We start from the raw sequence: 25,573 nt of genomic DNA, 5'->3' as shown, positions 1-25,573 counted from the left end.
CGCGCCCCAGCCAGCTCCGCACGGAAGCACCATGCCCCAGGGAAAGCTCGTCTGCGTCGGCATCGGCATGACCCTTGGCTCGCATATCGGGCCGCTGGCGAAAAGTCATATCACCCAGGCCGACGTCGTCTTCGCCGGTGTATCCGACAGCGTCGTCGAAGCCTGGCTGCGCACGCTGCATCCGGACGTCCGCAGCCTCCAGCCGTTCTATGAAGCGGGCAAGTCACGCCGGCTGACCTACCGGGAGATGGTCGAGGCGATGCTTGCGCCGGTTCGCGCCGGACAATCGGTCTGCGGCGCCTTCTACGGGCACCCGGGCGTGTTCGCCTGGGCACCGCACCGGGCCATCGCACTGGCCCGTTCGGAAGGGCACGAGGCGCTCATGGTGCCGGGCGTTTCCGCGGAAGATTGCCTTTATGCCGACCTGGGCATCGATCCGGGACGTGTCGGCTGCCAGCACTACGAAGCCAGCCAGTTCATGCTGTACCGGCGCACCATCGACAGCTCGGCCTACCTGGTCCTGTGGCAGGTGGGACTGGCCGGCGATCGCTCACTGACGCGAACCTCGACCGGGCCGGCCTATCGGCAGCTCCTGGTGGAACTGCTGCTGGAACACTATCCGGCCGACCATCCCGTCGTGATCTACCGTGCACCGACACTGCCCGTGGTGGCCCCGCGTATGGATTCCGTGCGTCTGTGCGAACTGCCGGCGGCGCCGATCGACGCGGAAGATACGGTCGTCATCGCGCCGGTGCGCCCGCTCGAGCCACGCCGCGCGATACGCGCGCAGCTGGCGGCGCTGGACATGACCCTGGTTCCCGGCGACTGATCATGCGTATCTACACGACGGCGCGCCTGGTACTTCGGCCGCTCCAGGAAGGCGACCGTGCCCTCTTCGAATATCTTTACGGCGACGCCGGGGTCATGGAGCACGTGGCGCGGCCGCTCTCATCCGCCGGCGTCGAAAGGGCTTTTGCCGCGGCACTTCCGTCGTTACCGGGCGCCGATTGCCGCCACGCCTTTTTCAGTGTGGCCGAAGCGGCGGGGCAGAACGCGTTCGGTCTGGCAGGACTGCAGTCCATCGACCGTACCCGGGGTTGCGCGGAGGCGGGAATCCTGTTGCCGGCGGAACGCCAGTCGTGCGGCTACGGCAAGGAAATTCTGCGAAAACTCACCGAAATCGCCTTTGACTCCTTTGGCCTGGATGAGGTCTACGTGCAGTACCGCCGCGCGCACGAGCGAGCCGAGCAGCTGGTAGTCAGCGTCGGATTTTCGGCGCTGCCGGAAACGGCGGATCCGGCGCCACCGCCATGGCGCACCTGGCGGATGCGGCGCGCACCGGGTTGATGCGTATCCACGGCGTGATTTGAGCCAGTGCCAAAATGGCCGGACACGCAAAATGCGTAGCGGCACACGATGCCAGGAATCCCGATTTTCCGCTTTCCGATTGGGCAGATTGCGTGCAGTATCTGCGAGCCGCCCACCGGGGCGCCGGCTCCGACGGGAATGCAGGCAGCGACGCTGCCCTGCACGCCGTCGGCACGGGCGAGGGTGACCCGCAGGCGGTCTGACAACCTCATCGACACCAGCCATCACGGCACAACGGAAAGGGGTGAATCCATGCTTGAGGCAATTGCGTTTCTTGAGCGTATCGGTGCAACGGCGGCGCGCGACGGCGGCCGCGAAGGCTTGGAAGCCATGCTGGGTGACAGCACGATCGATGCGTCGATCAAGGCCGCCCTGCTGGCGGGCGACCGCACGGCGATCGGCCGGGCTCTGGGCCTGACGCCAGTACGTTCCTGCGTTCTGGCGCCGCCGGACAACGACGAGCAGGACGCGCCGCAGGACGACAAGAGCCGCATCGTCGCGGCCTGCCACATCCGCGCGGTCGCGTGAGGCAATGATGCGCGGCGCCATCGCCCGGTTGTTCCGACGCGTCGGGCTGGCGCTCATCCTCGCCTTGCACAGCACGGCCGCGATCGAACCCGACGCGGCCATGCTGCTGCTCAAGCAAGCCGATTCCATCAAGACGTCCAACCACGCCGAATTCAACCAGATCATGGCCAAGCTGGAGAGCCAGCGCGACGCGCTGCCGCCGGCCGAAGCGATGTACCTGCGCTACCTGCAGGGCTGGAAGATCGCCTACGACGGCGACTATGCCGGGGCGATCCCGGTCCTGAACGGCATCATCGACAGCTCCACCGACGCCACACTGCGTTTCCGCGCCGGCGCCACCGTGGTCAACATGCTGGCCATCGCGCGGCGCTACGAGGAAGCCTACGGCCAGCTGAGCAAGATCCTCGACCTCTTGCCCGAGGTGCACGACCGTGATGCGCGCGAACAGGGATTCGTCGTCGCCGCGATCCTCTACAACCAGGTCGGCCAGTACGAACTGGGCCTGGAATATGCGGAAAAACTGCTCAGCGAGGACTGGGCGGGCCGTGGCGCCTGCAAAGGTGGGCAACTGCGGCTGGAAGCGATGTACAAGTCGGGCCAGCTGACCAACCCCGACAAAGACTTCCAGGCCGGCATCGAAGCCTGCGAGAAACTGAGCGAACCGTTGCACGCGAGCGTGATCCGCGGCTACGTGGCGCAACTGTTGACCCGGCAGGATCGTGCCCAGGATGCGATCGACCTGCTCACCCGGCACTACGACGCGCTGCGTCGCACCGGTTACGCCCGCATCGTTTCCGAAAGCGACGCGTTGCTGGCGCGCGCCTACAAGCAGGTCGGCAATGTGACGCTGGCGCGCGAGCATGCCGAGCGCGCCGTGGCCGACGCGGTTCCCAACCAGATTACCGAACCCCTGGTGACGGCCTACCAGGTGCTGTACGAAATCGCCCGTGCGCAGGGCGACTACAAATCGGCGCTGGCTTTCCATGAAAAGTTCGCCGCGGCCGACAAGGGCTACCTCGACGACATCAGCGCGCGCCAGCTGGCATTCCAGCGGATCCGCCAGGAAGTGGCGGCCGCCCGGTTCCACATCGAGGCGCTCAACAAGCAGAACCAGGTTCTGCAGCTGCAGCAGCAGCTGGCCGACAAGGCCGTGGAGAACGGGCGCCTGTATATCGTCCTGCTAGGCACGGTACTGCTGTTCCTGCTGCTGTGGACCTACCGCACCAAGCGCGCGCAGCTGCACTTCATGCGCCTGGCGCAGCGCGACGGCCTGACCGGCGTCTCCAACCGCCCCCACTTCATGTTCGTGGCCGAACGCACGCTCGAGGAATGCCGGCGCGCCGGCGAGCCGGTCAGCATGGTGCTGTTCGACCTGGATCACTTCAAGCAGATCAACGACGCGCACGGCCACGCGGCCGGCGACTTCGTGCTCAAGCAGGTCACCAAGGTGTGCAAGTCCTGCCTGGCCGAAGACGAGGTACTGGGCCGCCTGGGCGGCGAGGAGTTTGCCATCGTGCTGCCGCGCGCCTCGCAGGACGCCGCGATGCGCAAGGCCGATGAGCTGCGCGCGCGAATCGCCACGGTCACCACGTCCGGGAACAGCCATGGCCAGCCCGTCTCGGCCAGTTTCGGCGTGGCGCAGACCGCGTCGGCCGGCTATGACCTGCAACGCCTCGTCGCCAGCGCCGATGTCGCGCTCTATCACGCCAAGCGGTCTGGCAGGAATCGCGTCGCCTCGTTTGAGCCCCACCTGTCGATGGGTGCAATCGCCTAGCGGCACGCGGGACCGGGGTAGCGGCATGCCGACATAATATGTCTTGACATGTTATGTCGGCGGCGATAGCGTGGCTGTGCCAGGTCCGAGCGATCCGGGGAGGGGTCGGGGATGCCCAAGCGCCACAATCTGCCTGCCTTGATCAAGGCGACGCTTCCGCTGCTCAAGCGCCAGTTGATGACCGAGGCGATCGAAATCGCCAGCGTTCCCGGCGAAGTACCGGTCATCGAGGTCGGATTTCCCCGCAGCGAGCGGTTGCCGATCTACGTGACCGATACCGGCAGCCAGCTGCTGTGCATCAGCTATCTGTGGCGCGACAGCGATGTGCGTCCGCGCCTGCGCAGCAAGCTGATGGAAACCCTGCTCGATCTCAATCCGAGCGTGCCCCTGTCGGCGTTCGGCCGGATCGGTGGGCATTTCGTGCTGTTCGGCGCGCTCAGCCCCGAATCCTCGCCGCGCGACGTGGCGCTGGAGTTGGCGACACTGAGCGACAACGGGCGTGACGCTATTTCCACATTGTCAGATTTCCTGGTCTAGGAACGCGCCATGGCTTGGTGGAACGACATCCTCGGTGCCCTGCGTAACGAACTGGACGGCTCGCCGGAATCGGCTGCCGCCGAGGCCGAACCGCGCTCCGTGCGCCAGGCGCAGGCGCTGCTGCAACGCACCCAGAAGGACCTCCAGTCGGCCCGCGCCCGCGCCGAAGCGGCGCGCCGGCGCATGCTGCGCGCGCAGGGCGAGCTGGAAGAGCTCACCCGCAGCGAGTGGCAGCATCCGCGTTACCGCGATCGGCTGGTGGAGCTGGCGCGCGCCGTCGCGCTGGAAAGCGAGCTGGTGGGCAGCTTTGATGCCCACATCACGCAGCTGGACGCCGTGCAGGCACGCATCGCCCTGCAGATGCGCACGCTGGAGCGCGATCTTTCCATGGCCCGCACCGCCACCGCGGCCAGCCGGACCACCCAGGCCGTGGGCGATCGCCCACGGCCGGTGGCGCGCACCCGGCGTGATGCCGGTTTCGAACGCGCCCGCCCCAAGGCCGTGATGGAGCGTCTGGAACAACTGCCCGCCCGGCACCCCCGGAAGCCCGCCGATGAAGACTGAGCGCCTGCCCAGTCGCTGGCGCTCCTCGGAACCGGCCCTGCGTGCGGTTCAGGTGGCCTTCGACGTTTCCGAAACGGTCATGCAGGCGATCCGAACGGCCGCCTTCGAATCCAACCTGTCCAACTCCGACCAGGTTCGCGTCGTACTGGGGCTGCCAGTGGTGCGCCAGGTCAAGCGCCCGCGCCTGACGGTGAGCCTGAGCGGTGAGGATTACCAGCTCCTGGGCAGCCGCTATGGCCTTGACGCCAGCGACCACCTGGCGATCAAGGAGCGCGTGGCACAGGAACTGTTTGCATTCGCCGAGTCGCAGAGCAGGAGCCGCACCAGGAAGAGGGCGAAGACACCATGAACTTCTTTTATCTCCTCACGCACTTTCCCGCGATCATTCCGTCGATTCTGCTCGGCGTGCTGATCGTGTTCTGGCTGCTCGCCATCGCTGGCATGTTCGATTTCGATGCGGTTGGCCCCGACTGGGTCGGCGGCGAAGACGGCGATGCGGTGCCGGAGTCGCTGCTGGCCCTGGGACTGGACCGCCTGCCGTTCTCCATCGTCATCAGTGGCGTCGTGTTCTTCTGGTGGCTGCTGACCATGCTCGCCCTGTCGCTGGCGCCGGTGTGGTATGCCGCGTCGCCGTGGCTGGTGGGCGGCGGCGTGCTGGTGGTCGCGCTCCTGGCCGCCGTGCCCCTGGCCGCGATCTGCCTGCGGCCGCTCAAGCCCCTGTTCGTCGTCCACCCGGGGGCGAGCCACGAATCGGTCATCGGCCGCAGCTGTCGCATTCTCACGCTCAGCGTCGAAGAGAATTTCGGCCAGGCCGAGGTGGATACGGGCGGCGCGCGACTGAACATCAAAGTGTACGCCGGCGTCCCCAATTCGCTCGTCAAGGGCAGCACGGCGCTCATCATCGACCTGGATCGCGAGCGCGGCCGCTATCTCGTGGAAGCCTACGACCCGCCGTCCTGATCATCACCGTCCCGCCGTTTCGTCAAGTCCGTTTGCCCTGTCACTGATCCCAACCCACCGGGAGTACCCGAAGATGGATACCGCCGTTATCACCCTGATTGCCGCCGTTGGCGTACTGGTCGTTTTCCTGCTGGGTTTCATGGCGCTGGTCGCCAAGTTCTACCAGAAGGTGGACCAGGGCCATGCCATGATCGTCAACACCATGCGCGCCGAGCCGGAAGTCAGCTTTACGGGCCGGCTGGTCATTCCGATCCTGCATCGTCGCGAGACGATGGATATTTCGCTCAAGACCATCGAAATCGAGCGCATGGGCAAGGAAGGCCTCATCTGCAAGGACAACATGCGCGCCGACATCAAGGTGAAGTTCTTCGTGCGCGTGAACAAGACGCGCGACGACGTACTGCGCGTCGCCCAGGGCATTGGCTGTGCACGGGCGAGCAGCCAACAGACGCTGGAAGACCTCTTCAGCGCCAAGTTTTCCGAAGCACTCAAGACCGTGGGCAAGGCGATGGATTTCGTCGACCTGTACGAAGCCCGTGACCGTTTCCGCGACCAGATCGTCCGCCAGATCGGCGATGAGCTTTCCGGGTACGTACTCGAAGACGCCGCGATCGACTATCTCGAGCAAACGCCGCTGGAAAAGCTCGATCCGCACAACATCCTCGACGCCCAGGGCATCCGCAAGATCACCGAGCTGACCGCCGAGCAGAACGTCCACACGAACGAACTGCGCCGCAACGAAGAAATGCGGATCAAGAAAAAGGACGTCGAAACCGCCGAGGCCGTGCTGGAGCTGGAACGCCAGAAGGCCTACGCCGAGGCCAACCAGCAGCGCGAGATTGCCAACACCCGCGCCCGCGAGGAAGCCGAGTCGGCGAAAGTGGCGGCGGAAGAGCGCTCCAAGTCGGAGATCGCCCGGCTGCTGGCGGACCAGCAGATCGCCGTGCAGCAGGAAAACATGAAGCGCGAGGCCGAAGTCGCCGAGAAGAACCGCCAGCGCGCGGTGGCCATCGAGGAAGAGCGCGTCACGCGCGCCCGCGAGCTGGAGCAGGTCGACCGCGAGCGCGAAGTCACCTTGCACCGGATCGAGAAAGAGAAGGCCGTCGAAGTGCAGAAGAAGGCGATCGCGGATGTGATCCGCGAGCGCATCGTGGTCGAACGCACGGTGGCCGAGCAGGAAGAAGAGATCAAGAACCTGCGCACCCTGTCCGACGCCGAACGCACGAAGAAGAGCACCATTGTGCTGGCCGAGGGCGCGGCGGAAGAGAGCTTCATTGCCGAGGTGCGCAAGGCCATGGCCGAAGAACAGCGCGCCAAGCACAAGGCCGCCGAAGAACTCACCATGGCCGAGGCCAAGCTCGCCATCGCCGGCAAGGCGGCCGAGGGCAAGAAGCGCGAGGCGGAAGGTATCGAAGCCGTCGAGGCGGCCAGTGGCCTGGCCGCCGCGAAGGTGGCCATCGCGCAGGCCGATGCGACGGAAAAGGAAGGCCTGGTCGCTGCGCGCCTGAAAATCGCCGACGCCGAGGCTATCGCCAAGCACGGCTCGGCCGAGGCCGAGGCGTTGCGCCTGAAGCTGGAAGCCGAGGCGACGGGCAAGCAGAAGCACGGCGTCGCCGAGGCCGAGGCACTGCGTCTGAAACTGGAAGCCGAAGCGTCCGGCAAGCAGAAACACGGCGAAGCCGAGGCGCACGCCATCGCTGTCCGTTTCGCGGCGGAGGCTGGCGGCCTGAAGGACAAGTTCGAAGCCATGAAGGCGATGAGCGAAGAAACGCGCGCCCATGAAGAACAGCGCATGCAGCTCGACTACGCCCACGCGGTGACGATGAAAGGCATCGATGCCAATCAAGCCATCGCCCGCGACCAGGCCGAGGTGCTGGCCAAGGCGCTGTCGGTGGCCAACATCGAGATCGTCGGCGGCGACGGTGCCTACTTCGAACGCTTCATGCGCTCGCTGAGCCTGGGCAAGGCCATCGACGGCACGGTCGACAAAAGCGCGCTGCTCAGCCAGGCCCTGGCCGAGCACAAGGCCGGCAAACGCGACCTGATCGCCGACGCGCGCGAACTCATCGCCGCGATCGGCGGTGCGGATGCGTTGCGTGACCTGTCGGTGGCGAACCTGGCGCAGCGGCTCGGGGCCAAGGCGTCCGATGGCGGCCTGCTGCCGGGAACCGGCGGCAACAAAGACTGAGCGGCGCGCGCATGACTGCCTCCGCCACGTTCGAACTCCTGCGCAAGCGCCTGGCCACCACCGGCCAGGCGCTCGGTGAAAAGGTGCAGGCACTCAATCGCCGGCGCCTGGATGCCTTTGGCCGTATCGAGGCCAAGCTGCTGGCGCGACTGAATGCGCGCACCGAGCACAACGGCGTGGCGCGGGACGTGGTGCGCGCCGGTGATGTGTTCCTGCTCGGCTACAACGTCTTCATCGGCCTGAAGAAGGAAACCCAGGTCGGCGACGTGTTCTGCCTGTACCGGCTCGCCGAGAGCGGTGAGGGGCCCGAACTGCAGGCGCAGCCGATTGCCGGAACCTTCCTGGATGACGCGCGGTTCGTAGCGGATTTCCGCGAGCTCTTCACCTATTACCGCGCCACCACGCTCGACCAGTTGCGCGTGATCGGCGAGCGGCTGCTGATGATCTTCCGCACCGGCACCCAGGCCACCGACCTGCGCGTTTTCCGCTTCTCGATCGATCGCGAAGGCCGTGTGCAGTACCTGGACAACCGCGGCGAACGCGATCACGTGCTGCCGCCCACGCACGACTTCGAGTGGCAGCCCGTCACCCGCGAACAGTTCGTCATGGGGCGCCATCCCCACGCCAATATCCTGGACACAGTGTTCGTCGAGACCATCGGCGGCGATCTCACTATCAAGATCGAGAACAACACCGAAAGCGGCCTGGGCATCTACAGCGAGCCGGTCGACGACAAGAACCAGTCCCTGGCGGATGCGGAAATCGCCTACGCGCCTGTCGGTGCGCTGATCCTTCTGCGGATCAAGCCCTACCGCGAAAACCAGACGCGCTACCTGGTGTTCAATACACGGCAGAAAAGCGTGGTGCGCCTGGACGAGATCGGCGCCTCGTGCATGGCCTTGCCCGAAGACCATGGCATCGTGTTCCCCGGCGGCTGCTATCTCGAATCCGGCGAATACAAGCGCTTCTCCGACCTGGGCCACGACTTCTCCGCCTTCCGCATCAAGCGCCAGCTGCGCGCGCCCAGCGGCGAGGACATGCTCTACGTGTTCTACGAGCCCGTGGGCGGGCGCTATGCGCTGTTGTCCTACAACGTGATTGACCGAGCACTGGGCCAGCCGCTCCTTGGCAACGGCTATGCGCGCCTGCTCGACGGCCGCGTGCTGCTGATGACACCCGAGTCGGGCGAAGAACCGACGCGCCTTCACACCATGCAGCTCTGGCGGACGCCTTTTGCCTTCGAAGAACACGCCAGCGTCGCGCCGCGCGTGAGCGGATTGCTCGGGCGCGTGGGCAACGCGACGGTCGTCCGTGCACTGGCCGATCTGCGTGAGGTGCTGCGCCTGGCATCGGATGCGGCAAACCAGGCTGGCTACGAACAGCTCGTGCGCCTGAGCGGACGCTGCGCAGACGCCTACCCATGGTTGACGGAGGCAGAAGCCGGCGAAATCGGCGCGGACGTCGCCACGCTTGGGCGCAGCGCGCGCGAAGCCCTGGTGGCCTGCGAGAAGCTGGAACAGGCGAAAACCGAGGCGCGTCACGCGGTGGAGGCGGCTGGCAAGTCCGTCGGCGAACTGCTTTCGCGCGTCAGCAGCCTGTTGTGGCAGAAACCCGAGGATTTCACCGACGCGATCCGCTCGATCAAGCGCAAGCGCGGCGAGCTGACTCTGCTGGGCGAGAAGGAGCACGTCGCCGCCACGGACGTCGCGTCCCTCGATACGCGCCTGCGCGAGGAGCTGGACCGCATCGGCGCGCGCGCGCTGAAGTTCTTTGCCGATTCGGCAGCGTTCGCGCCGCTGCAGAAGGGATTGGCCGACGCCGCCGACCATGTCGCGAAGGCAACGACCAGCACGGCGCTGGCGGATGTGGGCAAGGAACTGGATGCCCTCGCCGAATCGCTCGACGGACTGAGCGAACTGGTGGCTGGTTTCGAACAGAGCGACGCGCAGCAGCGCGCCGACCTGCTCGGCCGCACCTCCACGCTCTATGCCGAGGTGAACCGCATCCGCGCGCAGCAGCGTAACCGGCGCGAAACCCTGCTCAAGGAAGAACAGGGGCTGGAGTTCGGTGCGCAGCTGACCGTGCTGGAGCAGACGGTCGAGAATCTGCTCGGTCGCAGCGACACGCCCGAATCCACTGACAACGCGCTGGCGCAGCTCTTGGGCCAGATCGAGCAGCTGGAAGCCCGCTTTGGCGAGCAGCCCGCCTTCCTGGTGGAACTGACCAGCCGGCGCGAAACCGTGCTCGATGCCTTCGCGGCGCGCCGCGAGCAGATCGCCGGCCAGCGCGAGCAGCGCGCCCAGGGTTTGCGCGAGGCCGTCGAACGCGTGCTGGACGGCGTGCCGCGCCGCGTCGCGCGCCTGTCGCAGGCCGAAGAGGTGCATGCCTTATTTGCCGGCGACAGTCTGGTCGAACGCGCCCTGCGGCAGATCGACGAGCTGCGCGCGCTGGGCCACGCGGTGGCGGCGGACGAACTCGGCGGCCGCCTGAAATCGCTGCGCGAGGCCAGCCTGCGCGACCTGCGCGATCGCACCGAGCTGGGTATCACTGGCGATACGCTGGCGCTGGGAAATTTCCGCTTCACGGTCGAGCGCAAGCCGCTGGATATCGCGCTGCTGCACACTGCCGATGCGGTATCACTGCGCCTGGTGGGCAGCGACTACCAGCGGCCGGTCGACGACCCCCGCGTACACGAGTTTCGCGCGGTGTGGGGACAATCCCTGCCGAACGAAACGGCCACGGTGTATCGCGGTGAATACCTGGCCTACCGCCTGTGGCGCGCGGCGCAGGATGGCGACACCGCCTTGCGCGACGCACTCCTGTCGGTCGAACCCGACACCGTGCAGGCGCTGGTGGCCGAACACGCGCGCCGCTATCCCGTGGAGGATTACCAGCGCGGCGTGCACGACGTCGATGCGGGCCAGATCCTGCACGTACTGGCCAAACTCGCCAGTGGTGCCGGCGAGTTGTCGGTGCCAGCCGCCGCGCGCGTGGTGGCGCAATGCCACTACGCCCTGCTTGATCCCCCGGCGCAGACCGCGTTGCGCAGCCATGCGACGGGCCTGGCCTGGTTCGTACGGAACAGCCTGGCGCCGCCGGTACCACCCTCGTGGCTGGCCGCGATCGCGCACACGGCGCAGGCCGCAGGAATTTCCCTGAGCCCGGCGCAGCTGGCGGCTGCGGCGCGGCACCTCGTCATCAGCGTGGGACAGGATCATCCGCACTTCGACGTTTCCGCCGCCGCCCAGGACCTCGCCGACCGCGTACGCAGCGAACTGCCGCGCGGCGTGCTGGGCGCCCTCGATGCGCAGCTTGCCGTGGCCGACCGCCTGGGGCTGGCCTGCCGCTGGTGCGAGGCGGTCGGAGAAGAACATGCTACCCCATCGGTAGCTTTGGAGGCGGCGGTCATCCTGGCGTTTCCTGCAGTACCGCGCGAGCGGCGTACGTTGCCGCTGGTGCAGACGCTCACTGCGTTGCGCGGGCGCCACGATCGCATCCAGGACGGCGCACTGCCGCTGGACGTCCCCGAGTTCCTGGAACGCCTCGCCGCCCATGCCGACAGCGTGGAGCCGGCGTGGCACGCCTTCGCCGCGGTGCGCCACGCGCTGGTGGAGGCGGAGCGACAGCGGTTGGGTCTGGATCGCTTCCTGGCCAAGCCGCTCGCCGGTTTCGTGCGCAATCGCCTGATTGACGAGGTCTACCTGCCCTTGATCGGGCGCAACCTCGCCAAGCAGATCGGCAGCGCTGACGATCGCCGTAGCGACCGGTCCGGCATGCTGCTGCTGATATCACCGCCCGGCTATGGCAAGACGACGCTGATGGAATACATCGCCGATCGCCTGGGCATGACCTTCGTGCGCATCAATGGCCCCACGCTCGGGCACGAGGCGACGGGTCTTGATCCCGCCCAGTCGCCGCACCGCAGCGCGTCGGAGGAACTGGTCAAGCTCAACCTGGGCCTGGCCATGGCCACTAATGTGATGCTGTACCTGGACGATATCCAGCACCTTTCCGCCGAATTTCTGCAGAAGTTCATCAGCCTGGCCGACGCGACGCGCCGTATCGATGCCGTTGTGGACGGCCAGGCGCGCACGATTGATCTGCGCGGCAAGCGGTTCGCCCTGGTGATGGCCGGCAACCCGTACACCGAGAGCGGCGACGTGTTCCGCATTCCGGACATGCTGGCCAACCGTGCCGACGTGTACAACCTGGGTGATGTGCTCAGCGGGCGCGAGGCGCTGTTCGCCGACAGCTACATCGAGAACGCGCTGACCGCCAATCCCGGAACGGCCGCGCTGGCCGAACGTCCACGTGCCGACATCCTGTCTGCGATCCGCGCCGCCCAGGAAGACGAAGGTGCCGTCGCCGGTTCTGTCAGCGTGGAGACGATCGCCCTGGTACGCCGCATGGTCTGGGTGCGCGACGTGCTGATGCGCGTGAACGCCGCCTACGTGGCCAGCGCAGCGCAGGACGATCACTACCGCACCGAGCCGCCCTTCAAGCTGCAGGGCAGCTATCGCAACATGACCAAGCTGGCCTCGGCGCTCAGCCCGCTGATGACGCCGGAAGAACTCGACGCGCTGATCCGCGACCACTACCGCGGCGAAGCCCAGACGCTCGGTGCGCGGGCCGAAGAAAACCTGCTCAAGCTCGGCCAGCTGATCGGCCGGCCTTCGGCGGAAGAAAACGCACGCTGGCAGTCCGTCTGCGACAGCTTCCGCCTGCTGGCGAGCCAGGGCGGCAAGGACGCCGACGGCGCCACGCGCACGGCGCAGGCGCTCGCCGGCATCGCCGCGCAACTGGAGAAACACGGCCAGAACCATGCCGATGCCAGAGAAGCGCTCCGCGCCCTGCATTCGCTCGATGCCATCCGCGCGGCACTGGATCGTACGCCCGCGGTCGAAGTGCCTCCGGCGCTGGCCGAATCGTTGACGCGCATCGCCAAGGCCTACGAGGAAACCCTGCTGCCCCTGGTCTCGGCGCTGCACCACAAGATGACGCTGGACCACGACATCTGGGACCAGGTACGCAAGATGCGCGGCAGTGTCGACAGCATGATCCGCCAGCTGGGGCAGCCGCGGCCGTAGCGGATGTCAGGCGTCACGCAGCGAGCCACGCTACGGGCCGCTGCGCGCCGGTGTGGCGGAGGGAGCACACGTGGAATCACGGTGGCAGTAGCGCGCCTCCGTCAATGCCGACAAGAACGCTACCAGCGCCTGCCGGTCCTGCGCGTCAAATCCGGCGCCGTGCGTTTCATCGGCGTAGTACAGCTCGTGATCCACCGCATCGGCCAGCGACGCGATCGATCCATCGTGCATATATGGACCGGTCACGGCGACATTTCGTAGCGTCGGCGTACGGAATGCGCCGATATCCTTCGGATTTCGCGTCACGACAAACCGGCCCAGTGCGGCGACTGCCGCGTCGGCGGGAATAGTCTGGCCGAGCCTTTCGGGCTCGCTGGAAAGTGCCCGGTTGACGACCACACCCAGGCCGGCCTCGCGATGACGGGCACCAATACCTCGATCGTGGAATTGATTGTCCGTCAGGGTTGCGCGCTTCTCGTCGAGCGTGTGGCAGCCGGTGCAACCGGCGCGCCCGCGAAAGAGCTCAAGGCCCCGCTGTTGTTCGCGGGTGAGACGCGCAGTGTCGCGATGGACGAGAAACTTTTCGAGCGCTGTCGGTTCTGTGTCAATCGAACGCACATAGGCGGCGAGTGCCGCCGACAGGCGCTGCGCGTCAATGGCGGCATCGCTTCCGAAAGTGCGCGCATAGGCTTCACGCAATGCCGGAACTTCGCCAACGCGGTCTGCAACGTCCTGCGCGGTTGCGAATCCGTGTTCGTGGAAGCTCGTCAACGGATCAACGATGAGTTCTTCCAGGTGCTGGCGACGACCGTCCCAGAACAGTGGCGCATCGGAAGGCAGGTCGATCAACGTCGGTGAGTTCCGCGTTCCTTGTCGTTGGTCAACGCCGACAGCCACAGCACGGCCATCCGTAAAGGCCAGTTCCGGTCGGTGACAGGTGGCACAGCTGACGGTGCCATCCGCGCTGAGCGCGGTGCTTGAAAAAGCGTTTCGCCAAGCATGGATGCGGCGTTGTGCACTTCTGAAGTCCCGCCGGCGCAGGACAGGGTCGCGACATTGCACGCGACAACCGCAATCAGGAGTCTGAGGAAAGCTCGGTGTGCCATAAGTTGCTCTTCCGGCGTCCGGTGCTTTCGGAACTCGCCTGATGTGCGTAAATGGGCTGCGCCACGGAAAAGCATGATACGCGATCACACCGTTTGTGCCATTTCGTTCATGGAGGAAGCGTCGACGTCGCGGTGACGAACGCATCGGAGACGTCATAAGCCAGTGGAATAACGTGTCACGTCATCGATGTATCGGCGATGTTGCTGTTTGGAGCATCTGGCTCGACCCAACGGGAATTTTCCGTACAATAGATGGTTGTCTTTCGATGCAACGCTCGCGCCCAGCCTGCCGCAGCGAGCGAACCCCCTCGTGCCAATCCCCGATCTGTCGTCGGGCAAGGAACCGTGTGCGTACGATTCATCCGTTTTCTGCGTGGCAGCGAGGTGTTGCCACACTGTTGCTGTTCTGCCTGTGTTTCGTCGCCGAGGCGACGACCTATTCCTATGACGAGCTTGGACGCCTGAAAACCGTCACGAATGCCTCCGGCGAGACGGCGGAGTATGTGTACGACGCGGTGGGAAGCATCCTGGAGGTCAAGCGCTACAGCGCCGGTACGGTTGCCGTTACGGGTTTTTCACCGCGGTCGGCCCCTGCCGGAGCAGAAGTGACCGTCAAAGGCACGGGCTTCTCACCGTCGCCCGCGCAGAACCAGGTCGAATTCAACGGCGTCGTCGCATCGGTCGTCGCGGCGACCGCAACGACTCTCAACGTCACAGTGCCCGCCGCGGCCACCAGCGGCCCGATCCGCGTCATGCGTGACGGGCAATCGGCACTGAGCGCCGAGGCATTCACCGTGACACCGTCCGATGGCGCTCCGACGATTGCATCGTTGTCGGCGTCCTGTGTCCTTCAAGACCAGACATTCACGATCACCGGCTCGAATTTCGACACGCGTGCCGGCATGACGCGCGTTGAAGTGGGCGCCAAGCTCGCCGTCGTCACGGTCCTTTCGGACACGAGCTTGCGCGTCACCGTGCCGCGCAAGAGTGCAGGTGGCAAGGTGGTCGTACGGACGCCCGCCGGTGCCGCCGTCAGCGACACGCTGCTGCTGGTGACCGAGCAGGGGATGGACTGCTCCCGTTTCAGCGGAACGGCCTGGTTGACGGTCGATGGTGCTGCGCAGCCGCTGGCAATGCCGGCAGGAAAGTACTACGTCGTCTATTTCGAAGGCTCGACTGGACAGTGGCTCAGCGTGCAGGCCAGTGCGATGAGCACTACACCCGCCGGCGGATCCTTGCAGAGTTACAACTTCGCACCGGATGGATCGACCGTCACCGGGTATACGTTGTACGCGGGTACGGCGCAGTCGCATCACTTCGCGCCGATGCCGGCCAGCGGTGTCTATGCCATGCGCATCTATGCCAGCAGTGCGACCACCGTTTCGTTGAAAGTAGAGTCGGCTGCGGTTGCCCGCAAAGATGGCAGCGCCGTGGTCACCGCCATGGAGAAGGCGCAGTCCAAACGCGTGCTGTTTGACGCCGGGAAGAACGAAGCGCTGGGCATCGGTTTCGAACCGACCCTCGGCGCCGCTGACCTGGCGCTGTACTCCACCGAGAGTCCGACGGCGAAGCTGACATCGGCTGGTCCGAGCCGCGGCAGTTGCTCGTTCGGCACCGCGAACAATGACGGCAATTGCGGTTTCGTGTTGCCACGTCCGGCGCGTTCGGCGACCTACGCGGCCCACGTTGCCGCTCGCACCGGCACCGTCGAAGGCCGTGTCTGGGTGTCGTCGGACCTGGTGGGTGATCTCGACGGCCCGCGCAAGTACACGTTTGGCCGTGTCGGCCAGAGCGCGCGTTTGCGCTTCAGTGGAACAGCAGGCGGCGACGCGGCCATTTCTGCCAGTGGCCTGACGCTGGGCCATCCCCTGAAAAAGGCATTTGTTTCCCTCTTCGCGCCCAACGGTTCCCTTCTGCCGACCGCACCGATGGTTCCGGACAGCCTGCTCGTTCCGGGCGGCATCATCAATCCGGTGAACTTGCCGGCAACCGGCACGTACGAGCTGTTGCTGACACCGGATTTCGGGGCCACGGGCAGTGCGATGATCGGCCTGGACCCTGGCTTGCCACTCGCTCCCAATGGCGCTGCCGCCAACTTCGGTGCCTCGGAGGGCAAGGTGACGCGCCTGCTGCTCGATACGCACAAGGATGCGAAGCTGGGTATTGGCTTCACCGATATCGTGGTCAACCCTGGCGCGGGAAATTCGTCGCCGAGCCTGGTGATGGAGGTGTACGCGCCAAACGGTATCCAGGCGTTCTGGCAGATCTGCAAACCGACTACGCCGGCTCAACCTGGCTGTGAGATAGATCTGGTGGCCACCATGAACGGCCGCTACACCCTGCTGGTGCGCCCCAATGGCCCCGTCACGTCGTCCTCGGCCACGATACACACGACCATCGACAAAGAGGTGGAGCTCGGCGACCAGGCAGGTGGTGTCAGCATCGACCGCTTCGGCGGCAACGCGCGCCTGAAGTTCTATGCGGAGCCCGGCGCGGGCAAGACGGTCCATGTCACGAAGCTCGTTTCGGATCCGGCGCAACGTGTCGGCGTGACGATACTGCGCCCCGATGGCGTGGTGTTGAGCGGCGCGCCGCTCCTCCAGCAGGGTTTCCAGGCGACCGCGGACGGGATGTACCAGATCGGTGATTTTCCGCTCAAGGGCATCTATGAGGTCTTCATCGATCCCCTGCATGCCGGCAAGGCGTCGCTCGAGGGCCGCATCACGGATGGTGTGGACGTACCGACGGGCAGCCAGGTTCCGCCCACGCAGCATCTGGCGGTCGTGCCCGGTCCGTGGTGGCGTTCCACGTTCAGCGCAATGGTGGGCCAGCACGTCGCCTTCGGGGCGCTGCTTTCCAGGATGCCGCAAAGTACCGCGCAGCTCTACGTCTTCAACCCCGAGGTCAAGCCGATCGCGCAGTACGACCTGAAGCCCTACGCCAGTTGCGAGTTGACCCGGCAGAGTTGCGACTTCGATCTGCCTGAAATTACGCAAGGTGGCCAATACCAGGTGCTGATGGAGTTCACGCCCGGTACCAAGCCCGAACAGTTCGAGATCGGCGGTGCAGCGGTGCACGACCAGGAAATCACCGGAAAAACCGGTCAGTTCACGCTCGCACGCGGCCAGAACGCGCGTCTGCGATTTGACCTGAACCAGAGCCAGCGACCGTCCATCACCATCACGCGCACCTCGCCGGCCGGCGCAGGTCGTGACGTGAAGGGTTTCCTATGGGCACCGAACGGATCGACGGTCGCCTCGTTCACGCTCTCGGCTTCCCAGACCACGCTCACGCTGACACCACCCGCGGCGCCCATGCAGGGCAGCTACATCCTGTTCATGGATCCGGAATACGGCTACGGCACCAGCCTCGACGTGACGGTGCAATAAGGAATGCGCACTTCGATGTTTACGAATTCGACAAAACACACGGTGCTTGCGCTGGTATTCGGCCTGCTGACCGGTACCAGCCACGCGGCGCCAGCGGATCATTCAGCGGCGGTGACGTTGCCGAATGGCCATGTCCTCGCCACCGGTGGCCGGGTTGACGGTCACGCGAGCGGAAATCTGCGCGCCAACGCAGCGGCATTGCCGGTGGCGCTGCAGCGTGCGCGCTACGACCACACGGCCACGCTGCTTCCCGACGGTCGCGTGCTCATCTGGGGTGGCGTGGACGATGCGGGCAAACTGGTTACGACGGGCGAATGGTTTGATCCCGCGACCGGCGCGCTGTCGCCAGCGACCGACATCGCGCTGGTGCCGCGCGCCGGCCATTCGGCCACGGTGCTCACTGACGGGCGTCTGCTTGTCATCGGCGGCCATTCCGGCACGCTCGGCGCGCTGCCGGAAGCCGAGTTGTGGGACTGGCGCACCAATCGCTCGGAGCTGCTGCGTGATGTGCTGACGCCGCCACGGCATGGGCATTCGGCGACGCTGCTGGCCGATGGTCGCGTGCTGATTCGGGACGACCAGCACGGCACTGCGTTGTACGAGCCGAGCCGTGTGCGTTTCGTCACCGCGCCTGGCGAAGTGGCCGACAGCGAAAGTGGCGTGCCGCGGATCGCGGCGTCGCTGCCCGCCGCCAACGCCGATAACGTGGCCATCGATGCGCTGATCGCGCTGCGCTTCACGCCGCCGCTGGATCCGGCCAGCCTGAGCGACGCCACCGTGACCCTGCAGGGCCCCCACGGCCTGACACCAATCCGGGCGGTGCCGGCCGAGGCGGGTCGCTTGCTGTTTGTCACACCGCAGCAGGACCTCTTTCCCGGATCGGCCTACACGCTGTTCGTGAACGGCGCGCGCGATGCAAAGGGCGGCAACCTGCCGTTCACGGCGCTGGAATTCAGAACGCAGTCGTTTGTCCCCGCGAACGCGGATCCGCGCGCTCAAGCGCTCCCGGGGGGCGAGGAGGGTTCGCCCAGCACCCTCAATAGCGTTGCCACCGCCACAGCGGTTGGCGGAAAGCCTCGTCCGGAAACACCGCTGACGTTGAAGGAGGCCCTGGCCAAGGGTGAGCCGGCGCGGATTGCCATTCCGTATCACCTGGCCAAGGCCAGCGCCAAGGATCCGGATATCTGGATCCCGACGGACGAGAACCTCGACGGCCGGTGGCGCACGGGCCGTGACCTGCCGCCGGATGTGCGCGAGGCGCAGATCCTCTCGTTGTCCCAGAACACGCGCGACACGGCCTTCCGCAAGCGCCAGCTGCGCGAGTCCGGTCGCGAAGTGACAGGACAGGTGCTGGGCTACAGCGATCGCCCGCTGGCCGGCGTTCGCGTACGAATCGGTGCCTTCACGACGCAGACCGATGGCGAAGGCCGCTACCGTCTGCACGGCGTGCCCGGCGGCCATCAGGAACTGCATGTCGACGGCAGCAAGGTCGGCAAGGACGGCGACAGCTACGGCCAGTTCGTCCTTGGCATTGAAGTCGATGCAACGCGCCAGACGCCGGTCAAGCCGGTGTACCTGCCGAAGATCCGCCAGCAGGACTGGATCGCCCTGCCGTCGCCGCTGACGGCGGACATGGTCGTCAAAAGCCCGCTGATGCCGGGGCTCGAACTGCGCCTGCCCGCCGGCACCATCCTGCGCGACCGCGACGGAAAGGTGATTCATCGCATCGCCCTGGTGCCCCTGCCGCTGGACCGCTCGGCGGTGGACTTCCCGTCGAACACGCCGATCCATATGTCGCTGCAGCCGGGCAACGCGCGCATCGAGGGTCTGAAGCCGGGCCTGACGCCCGGTATCCAGGTCATCTACCCGAACTACGAAGGGCGCGCACCGGGCACGTACGCGGAATTTCTCAACTACGATCCTGCGAACAAGGGCTGGTTCACCTACGGCGGCGGCCGCGTCTCGGCCGACGGCAAGCAGGTAATTCCCGAAGCGAACACGGCGGTGTACACCACGGCCGGGTTCTCCCTGGGCTTCGGTCCGCTGCTGCCGGCCAAGACCATGCCGGGCACCTGCCCGGTGCTCGATGGCGATCCGGTGGATCTGCGCACGGGCGTGTTTCTGCACCACAGCCAGGGCCCATCGCTGAGCGACGTGATTCCGATCGACTTCACCACCACACACCGTAGCGAGGACCACACCTCACGCGACGTGGGCAAGGGCGGGCAGCACTCCTACAGCCTCTACTTCTACAACCCGAACTTCTCCGCGGCTGACCTGGATGTGAAGCTGTCCACCTTGTACCTGGTGCGCGGTGACTGCAGCTGGGTGGACTTCCAGCTGCAGGGGAGCATGAACGGTAATGTGCTGAACTACCGCGGCCTGCATACCAGCACGCCGAGCGCGTTCTACGGCGCGACGCTGCGCTATGTGAACGGCCAGTGGCTGTTGACGATGCGCGACGGTACGACGATGGAGTTCAGCCACGCTCACGCCGCCCTGACGCGCATGACGGACAAGTTCGGCCGTTCGCTGGAGATCACCCGGACCGGCGGTGGCCAGGTATCCCGCATCACCTCGCCCAGCGGTCGCTACATCGATGTCTTCCAGGATGGGCAGAACCGTCTGAAGGAAGTCACCGACATGGCGAAGAAGACCTGGAAGTACTTCTACAACGCCGCGGGCTACCTGGAAGAAATCGTCTATCCGGACCAGACCAACGAGCACATCTTCTATAACGCTCAGAACCGCGCCGAACGCGTACGCGACCGCCGCCTCGCCACGATGGTGACGAACGTGTACGACGAAGAAGGCCGCGTAAAGCACCAGGACCTGGCCGAAGGCCTGACCTTCGACTTCGCCTACACCAGCAATGCCGGCGTGATCACCGAAACCACGGTCACGCGTCCCAACCGCGCGATCCGTCGCGTGCGGTTCCATCCGACCGGCGTACCGATGGAAGACGTGGAGGCGCTGGGCACGCCGCTCGAACGCAAGGTGACCTACGAGCGCAATGCGGCCGGCTTTCCGACGGCGGTCACCGACGTGCTCGGTCGTCGCACGGAGATCGTCTACAACGCCGACATGCTGCCGGAGACGATCACGGCTCTCGCCGGCACGCCGAAGGCGCAGACAACCCGGGTGACGTACACGGAATTCCTGGACGTGGAAACCGTGACGGATACGCTCCATCACACGACCACGTACAAATACGACCTGCGCCGCCGCCTGCTGTCGGTGCGCGACTACCGCGGCCGCGAAGTCAGCTACCGCTACGGTGCACGCGACCTGGTGGAAACAGTGACGCTGCCGGAATCGCGCACCATCAGCCTGGGCTACGACGTCTACGACCTCTCGCGCGTGACCGATCCCCTGCAGCGCACCAGCCGCCGCATGATCGACGCCCTCGGCCGCACCCGCGCCGTGGACGATCCACTGCACCGGCGCAGCGAGTGGGACTACGACGTCGAAGGCAATGTCGTGGAATTCCGCGATCCCGCCGGCGGCGTCACCACGCTGCGCTACGACGCCCGCGGCAACCTGATCGAACTGATCGATCCGAAGCAGAGCAAAACCACCTGGACCTACGATCACCAGCAGCGCCTGAAGTCGCGCACCGATGCGATGCGCAAGACCGAGTCGTGGGCCTACGCCCCCGACCTGAGCTGGATGACGCACACCGACCGCATGCAGCGCACCTTCCGCACGGAGTTCGACGCGCTGCGTCGTGCCACGAAGTCCTTCCGTCCCGACGGTGCACAGCAGGAGCGCCTCTATGACATTGGCGATCGCATTGAGCACATCATCGATACCGCCGACGGCAATCTGGACTACACGTACAACGAGTTCGATCAGGTCACCACCGAAACGACCGCCGACGGATCCATCGTCTACGGCTACGACGATCTCGGTCGACTGAGGACCACCCAGCCGAGCGGCCTGCCGACGACGTCGTACGACTACGACCCATTCGAGCGGCTGGAGACCATCACGCAGGGCAGCGAAGTGGTGCGATTCGGCTACGACAACCTCGATCGTCGGACAGATGTGACGTTGCCGAATGGCATTCGGACGCACTCGGTGTTTGATGCGGCGAGTCAGTTGACGGCGTTGCAGTACCTGAAGGGGGCGACGCAGATTGGGGATTTGACGTATGGGTACGACAGTGCCGGGCAATTGATCGAGCAGGGCGGAAGTTGGGCCGAGACGCTGTTGCCGGATGCATCGAATTCACTCTCAGGGACCAACGCGAATCACGCGCTCACGACCTTCGGAGGTCAGGCGGTGACGCACGATGCCAACGGAAACATGACTGGCGATGGAGCCAGTGAGTACGTCTACGATGTGCAGAACCGACTGGTGGAGATTCGCGCGCAAGGTGTTACGACGGCGACGTTCAGGTACGACGCGGTGGGTCGTCGGACCTCCCGGACAGTCGATGGTCAGAACTTGGCCTATCGATATGAAGGCGCGAACCCGGTGAGCATCGCCGCCGGCGGTGTTACGACCACGATTCTGAATGGGCTGGGGATCGACGAGCGGTATGCGATCGATGATGTGGGTGGACGTCGCTACTTCTTGACCGATCACCTTGGAACCTCGATTGCGCTGGCAGGCAGCTCTGGCGAAATCGCGACACGGTATCGGTATGGGGCGTACGGGGATGTACAGTCCGAAAATGTTGCCGGTACCCCGTCGACTAACGTTTTTCAATACACGGGACGGGAGAATGATAACAATGGCTTGTACTATTACAGAGCACGTTACTACAGCCCGACTGCGCGACGGTTCATAGCTGAGGATCCGCTGGGGTTCGTGGATGCACCATGATCTTGCCCCAGTTTCCCGGACACCGGCCTAAGCGACTTTCGGAAGCTCGTACTGTTCTGGACTGACGTAGCCCAGGGTGGAGTGGAGCCGCTGTCGATTGTAGTAGACCTCGATGTAGTCGAACACATGTGTACGCGCTTGTTGGCGCGTCGCGAACCGCTCGCCGTGGATTGCTTCGACCTTAAAGCTGTGATTCCAACTTTCCATCGCGGCGTTGTCGTAGCAGTTTCCTTTGGCACTCATACTGGCTACCAAGCCATTCTCCGCGAGCAAGGCGCGATGTTCGCGTGAACAGTACTGGCTCCCGCGCCCCTTACGTCAGACTACTTGTCGCCCCGATAGAATCGTACCCCTGGGGCGAAGGACAAGAACGTGGCTCGATACGGAAAGGCGTTTAGGGACCGGGCGGTAGCGCGATTGCTGCCGCCGGAAAGTGCGGACGTGAATGTGGTGTCGCGCGAGATCGGCATCTCGGCGGATACATTGGAGCGGTGGCGCGCAGAGGCGCTGGCCAGTGGCCAGAAGAACGGCGGTTGGACAGCCGGAGCGCGCTTTGAGGCATTGCTGACGACGGCGGCAATGAGCGAGGAAGAGAAGAACGCGTGGTGCCGGTCGCAAGGGCTGTGATCTTGCCCCAGTTTCCCGGACACCGGCCTAAGCGACTTTCGGAAGCTCGTACTGTTCTGGACTGACGTAGCCCAGGGTGGAGTGGAGCCGCTGTCGATTGTAGTAGACCTCGATGTAGTCGAACACATGTGTACGCGCTTGTTGGCGCGTCGCGAACCGCTCGCCGTGGATTGCTTCGACCTTGAAGCTGTGATTCCAACTTTCCATCGCGGCGTTGTCGTAGCAGTTTCCTTTGGCACTCATACTGGCTACCAAGCCATTCTCCGCGAGCAAGGCGCGATGTTCGCGTGAACAGTACTGGCTCCCGCGGTCGGAATGAATGATCACGCCACGCGGCCGCTGGCGGCGAAATAGCGCCATTCGCAGGGCATCGCACACGAGCGTAGCCGTCATTCGATCCGACATCGACCAACCGACAACACGTCGGGAAAATAGGTCAAGCACGACCGCCAAATAGAGCCAGCCTTCCGCCGTGTCCACAAATGTAATATCCGCGACCCAGGCTTGGTTAGGACGCTCGGCACTGAAGTTCTGCTGCAACAGATTCGGCGCCACCGGCAACGAGTGCGCGGAATTCGTTGTCGCCTTGAATTTGCGCGCCGCCTTGGCGCGTAAACCTTGTCGGCGAAGGCTTTCGGCTACTTGGTTGTGTCCCGCATTGATGCCTTGCTGCTTCAAACCGTGAGTCAAACGTGGCGCCCCTGCTCGACCTTTTTGCGCCTGGAAAGCGCTATTTACAACGGTATCCAACGCTGCTCGTTGGCGGGTCCGTCGCGACGGCTCTCGCTTGCACCACTCGTAGTATCCACCCGGCGAAACGGTAAGCGCACGGCACATCATCCGCACCGAGTGCTGCCCTTCGTTCTCGGCGACCACGGCGTACTTCATTTGGGCTGTTTCGCGAAGTACGCCGCCGCTTTTTTAAAAAGGTAACTTCTTCCTCAAGACGGGCGACCTCGCGCTTCAGGCGTGCATGGTCCGCCAAAATTGCCCGCTGCTCCTCGGTCATTTGACCCGCTTGCTTGGACTTCAGACGCCACGAATACAGCTGGCTTTCCGCCAATCCCAGGTCTTTCGCCGCGATAGCGACGCCGTCCTTCTCGGCGCGGGCCAGCGCCTGTTCCTTGAACTCCGCGCTATAGCGATTGCGGGTCTTCTTTGCCACAACTTTCTTGGTCATTTGCCTCACCTCAGATGGCGATATTGAATCGCTTATCCGGGTGTCCGGCAAACTGGGGTAGGATCACAGTTCCTTGTGCAATCGATCCCAAACACCGCTCTGCTGCCAGTCTCGCAGCCGTCGCCAGCAGGTCATGCCGGATCCATAGCCTAGCCGGAGCGGCAAATGCTCCCATGGAATCCCCGTCCTCAGGACAAACACGATGCCGTTGATGGCAGCACGATCCGGCACTCTTGGCCGACCACCTTTCGGGCGATCTGGCTCCGGCGGAAGTAGCCGCCGAATCACGTCCCATAGATCGTCCTTGATCTCAAGCTTACTCATCCGTCAGCACTCAACTCTTTGTGGCTGACGCATTGTAGACTACGCGGCGTTTTGTTAGGCACTCTAAGCAGGTGTCCGGGAAATCGGGGCAAGATCAGGCATTGACTACGGGCGATGCGCGAGCGTGAGGATATGCTTGAGAGTGTGGAGCGCATGGGTGTGGTGAGCTCGTGTACGCCAGACCAGGTAGATTCGATGAGGCGCCTACTGGCGTTGCGGTCAATTGCTCTGCTGGTTCAAGCGAACTCTGACGGTACGGCGAGCTTCTGTCGGCATGATTAGGGGTGAGCAACACGCTACTAAATGGTTTGACGTACAAAGATGCAATGTGTGGAACAATGATGCTCCCCGTTTGGTTGTGAGAGAGAAGGGGCCATATGCGATCTGACCCTTTCGACAGGATCGCCGCGAAACTCCGCGGCGGAAGGTATGATGAAGTAGTCGGCGAGCTGACGGACGGTAAACGCATACGGCCGCCGTTTGGAAGCGACTGTAACCACGCGTGGTACCTGGTTGGCGATGCCTACGCCCGATCCGGTCGATGGGAAGAGGCGTTGGCTGCCTTCAAGAAATCTGTCCGCAGCTGGCCAGAAGATAGTGAAGCGTTGTGGGCTGTTGCGGGTTGCTATGACAGCCTTGGAAGACCGAAACTGGCTGAGCGGTACTACGCGGCTGCGCTAAAGCTGCGTCCTGCCTCATGTGAGCTGATGTTTAACCTGGCCAACGTGATTGCGGACCAGGGGCGCTACAGGGACGCGATAAGAATTTACCGCAAGATTCGCCCAAAGAGCGGAACGTTCTCGAGACAAGTGGGGCGGAACCTGGCGCTAGCCGAGAAGAGTCTCGCAACTTTCGACTCTGACTAGCAGGGCGAATCCATCGGGCTGGCGGATAGAGGCGCGCTGATTTGTGCGCCCGCCACAGCACCGTAGTGGGCTTCAGTCGCGCGAACTCGGCCCTGCTTCGCATGCCGGACAAGTTCGGCGTTCGCTGGAAATCGCCCCGACTGACGGTGACCAGGTCTCGCGCATCACGGATCCCAGCCCTGTTTGCCGGGCACGCGGAGAAGCGCGGGTGACCTCTTCTGGAGCTGATTGCACATGTGCGCAGG

15 protein-coding genes and 3 pseudogenes are annotated in these 25,573 nt (G+C 64.6%); 14 read left to right on the top strand and 4 right to left on the bottom strand.

All coding sequences use genetic code 11. The annotated features are described in order from the left end of the window. Positions 1-31: 31 nt before the first annotated feature. From N4264_RS01120 to N4264_RS01075, 10 genes are all read left to right on the top strand, one after another. Positions 32-829 (top strand): SAM-dependent methyltransferase, encoded by a 798-nt coding sequence (locus N4264_RS01120; protein WP_261695238.1) that lies wholly within the window; start codon positions 32-34, stop codon positions 827-829. Positions 830-831: 2 nt separating this feature from the next. Further along, positions 832-1,347, top strand: coding sequence for a GNAT family N-acetyltransferase (locus N4264_RS01115; protein WP_261695237.1), 516 nt, complete (start codon positions 832-834; stop codon positions 1,345-1,347). Positions 1,348-1,620: 273 nt separating this feature from the next. Beyond that, on the top strand, positions 1,621-1,896 hold the full coding sequence (locus tag N4264_RS01110; protein WP_261695236.1) for a hypothetical protein: 276 nt from the start codon (positions 1,621-1,623) through the stop codon (positions 1,894-1,896). Between the two features lie 7 nt (positions 1,897-1,903). Further along, complete coding sequence (locus tag N4264_RS01105) at positions 1,904-3,670, top strand: GGDEF domain-containing protein (protein WP_261695235.1); 1,767 nt, start codon at positions 1,904-1,906, stop codon at positions 3,668-3,670. Between the two features lie 111 nt (positions 3,671-3,781). Further along, complete coding sequence (locus N4264_RS01100; RefSeq protein ID WP_261695234.1) at positions 3,782-4,207, top strand: DUF2170 family protein; 426 nt, start codon at positions 3,782-3,784, stop codon at positions 4,205-4,207. 9 nt (positions 4,208-4,216) lie between these two features. Further along, positions 4,217-4,771, top strand: coding sequence for a hypothetical protein (locus N4264_RS01095; protein ID WP_261695233.1), 555 nt, complete (start codon positions 4,217-4,219; stop codon positions 4,769-4,771). After that, the gene (locus N4264_RS01090; RefSeq protein WP_261695232.1) at positions 4,761-5,120 is read left to right on the top strand and encodes a hypothetical protein; all 360 of its coding nucleotides are present in this window, start codon (positions 4,761-4,763) and stop codon (positions 5,118-5,120) included. The genes N4264_RS01095 and N4264_RS01090 overlap by 11 nt, the downstream gene beginning before the upstream one ends. Beyond that, entirely contained in the window at positions 5,117-5,731 is a 615-nt protein-coding gene (locus N4264_RS01085) for a hypothetical protein (protein WP_261695231.1), read from the top strand. Before N4264_RS01090 ends, N4264_RS01085 begins: the two co-directional genes overlap by 4 nt. A gap of 73 nt (positions 5,732-5,804) precedes the next feature. Next, complete coding sequence (locus tag N4264_RS01080; RefSeq protein ID WP_261695230.1) at positions 5,805-7,919, top strand: SPFH domain-containing protein; 2,115 nt, start codon at positions 5,805-5,807, stop codon at positions 7,917-7,919. 11 nt (positions 7,920-7,930) lie between these two features. Further along, entirely contained in the window at positions 7,931-13,006 is a 5,076-nt protein-coding gene (locus N4264_RS01075; protein ID WP_261695229.1) for a DNA repair ATPase, read from the top strand. A 30-nt stretch (positions 13,007-13,036) separates the two neighbouring features. Here N4264_RS01075 and N4264_RS01070 read toward each other — a convergent pair whose 3' ends face one another. Next, positions 13,037-14,257: a cytochrome-c peroxidase gene (locus N4264_RS01070; RefSeq protein ID WP_261695228.1), complete on the bottom strand. Its 1,221-nt coding sequence runs from the start codon at positions 14,255-14,257 to the stop codon at positions 13,037-13,039. Positions 14,258-14,459: 202 nt separating this feature from the next. Between N4264_RS01070 and N4264_RS01065 the strand changes: the two genes are divergently transcribed. Next, complete coding sequence (locus tag N4264_RS01065) at positions 14,460-17,501, top strand: IPT/TIG domain-containing protein (RefSeq protein WP_261695227.1); 3,042 nt, start codon at positions 14,460-14,462, stop codon at positions 17,499-17,501. A gap of 15 nt (positions 17,502-17,516) precedes the next feature. Further along, entirely contained in the window at positions 17,517-22,331 is a 4,815-nt protein-coding gene (locus tag N4264_RS01060; RefSeq protein ID WP_261695226.1) for an RHS repeat-associated core domain-containing protein, read from the top strand. 27 nt (positions 22,332-22,358) lie between these two features. On the opposite strand, the pseudogene N4264_RS01055 reads toward N4264_RS01060, so the two are convergent. Further along, positions 22,359-22,640 (bottom strand): annotated as a pseudogene (locus tag N4264_RS01055) (IS3 family transposase); the annotation flags it as partial. A 63-nt stretch (positions 22,641-22,703) separates the two neighbouring features. Between N4264_RS01055 and N4264_RS01050 the strand changes: the two are divergent. Further along, positions 22,704-22,955 (top strand): annotated as a pseudogene (locus tag N4264_RS01050) (transposase); the annotation flags it as partial. A gap of 30 nt (positions 22,956-22,985) precedes the next feature. Here N4264_RS01050 and N4264_RS01045 read toward each other — a convergent pair. Both N4264_RS01045 and N4264_RS01040 read right to left on the bottom strand, forming a co-directional pair. Further along, a protein-coding gene (locus tag N4264_RS01045; RefSeq protein ID WP_261695225.1) for an IS3 family transposase occupies positions 22,986-24,138 on the bottom strand; the annotation gives its coding sequence in 2 pieces (ribosomal slippage) (positions 22,986-23,868 and positions 23,867-24,138; 1,155 coding nt in all). A gap of 66 nt (positions 24,139-24,204) precedes the next feature. Then, positions 24,205-24,462: pseudogene (locus N4264_RS01040) on the bottom strand (transposase); the annotation flags it as partial. 377 nt (positions 24,463-24,839) lie between these two features. Between N4264_RS01040 and N4264_RS25755 the strand changes: the two are divergent. After that, entirely contained in the window at positions 24,840-25,328 is a 489-nt protein-coding gene (locus tag N4264_RS25755) for a tetratricopeptide repeat protein (RefSeq protein WP_425508303.1), read from the top strand. Positions 25,329-25,573: the final 245 nt, after the last annotated feature.

The sequence above is a fragment of the Tahibacter amnicola genome (assembly GCF_025398735.1).
Classification (GTDB): Bacteria; Pseudomonadota; Gammaproteobacteria; order Xanthomonadales; family Rhodanobacteraceae; genus Tahibacter; species Tahibacter amnicola.
This window is presented reverse-complemented; position numbering and strand designations above follow the sequence as displayed.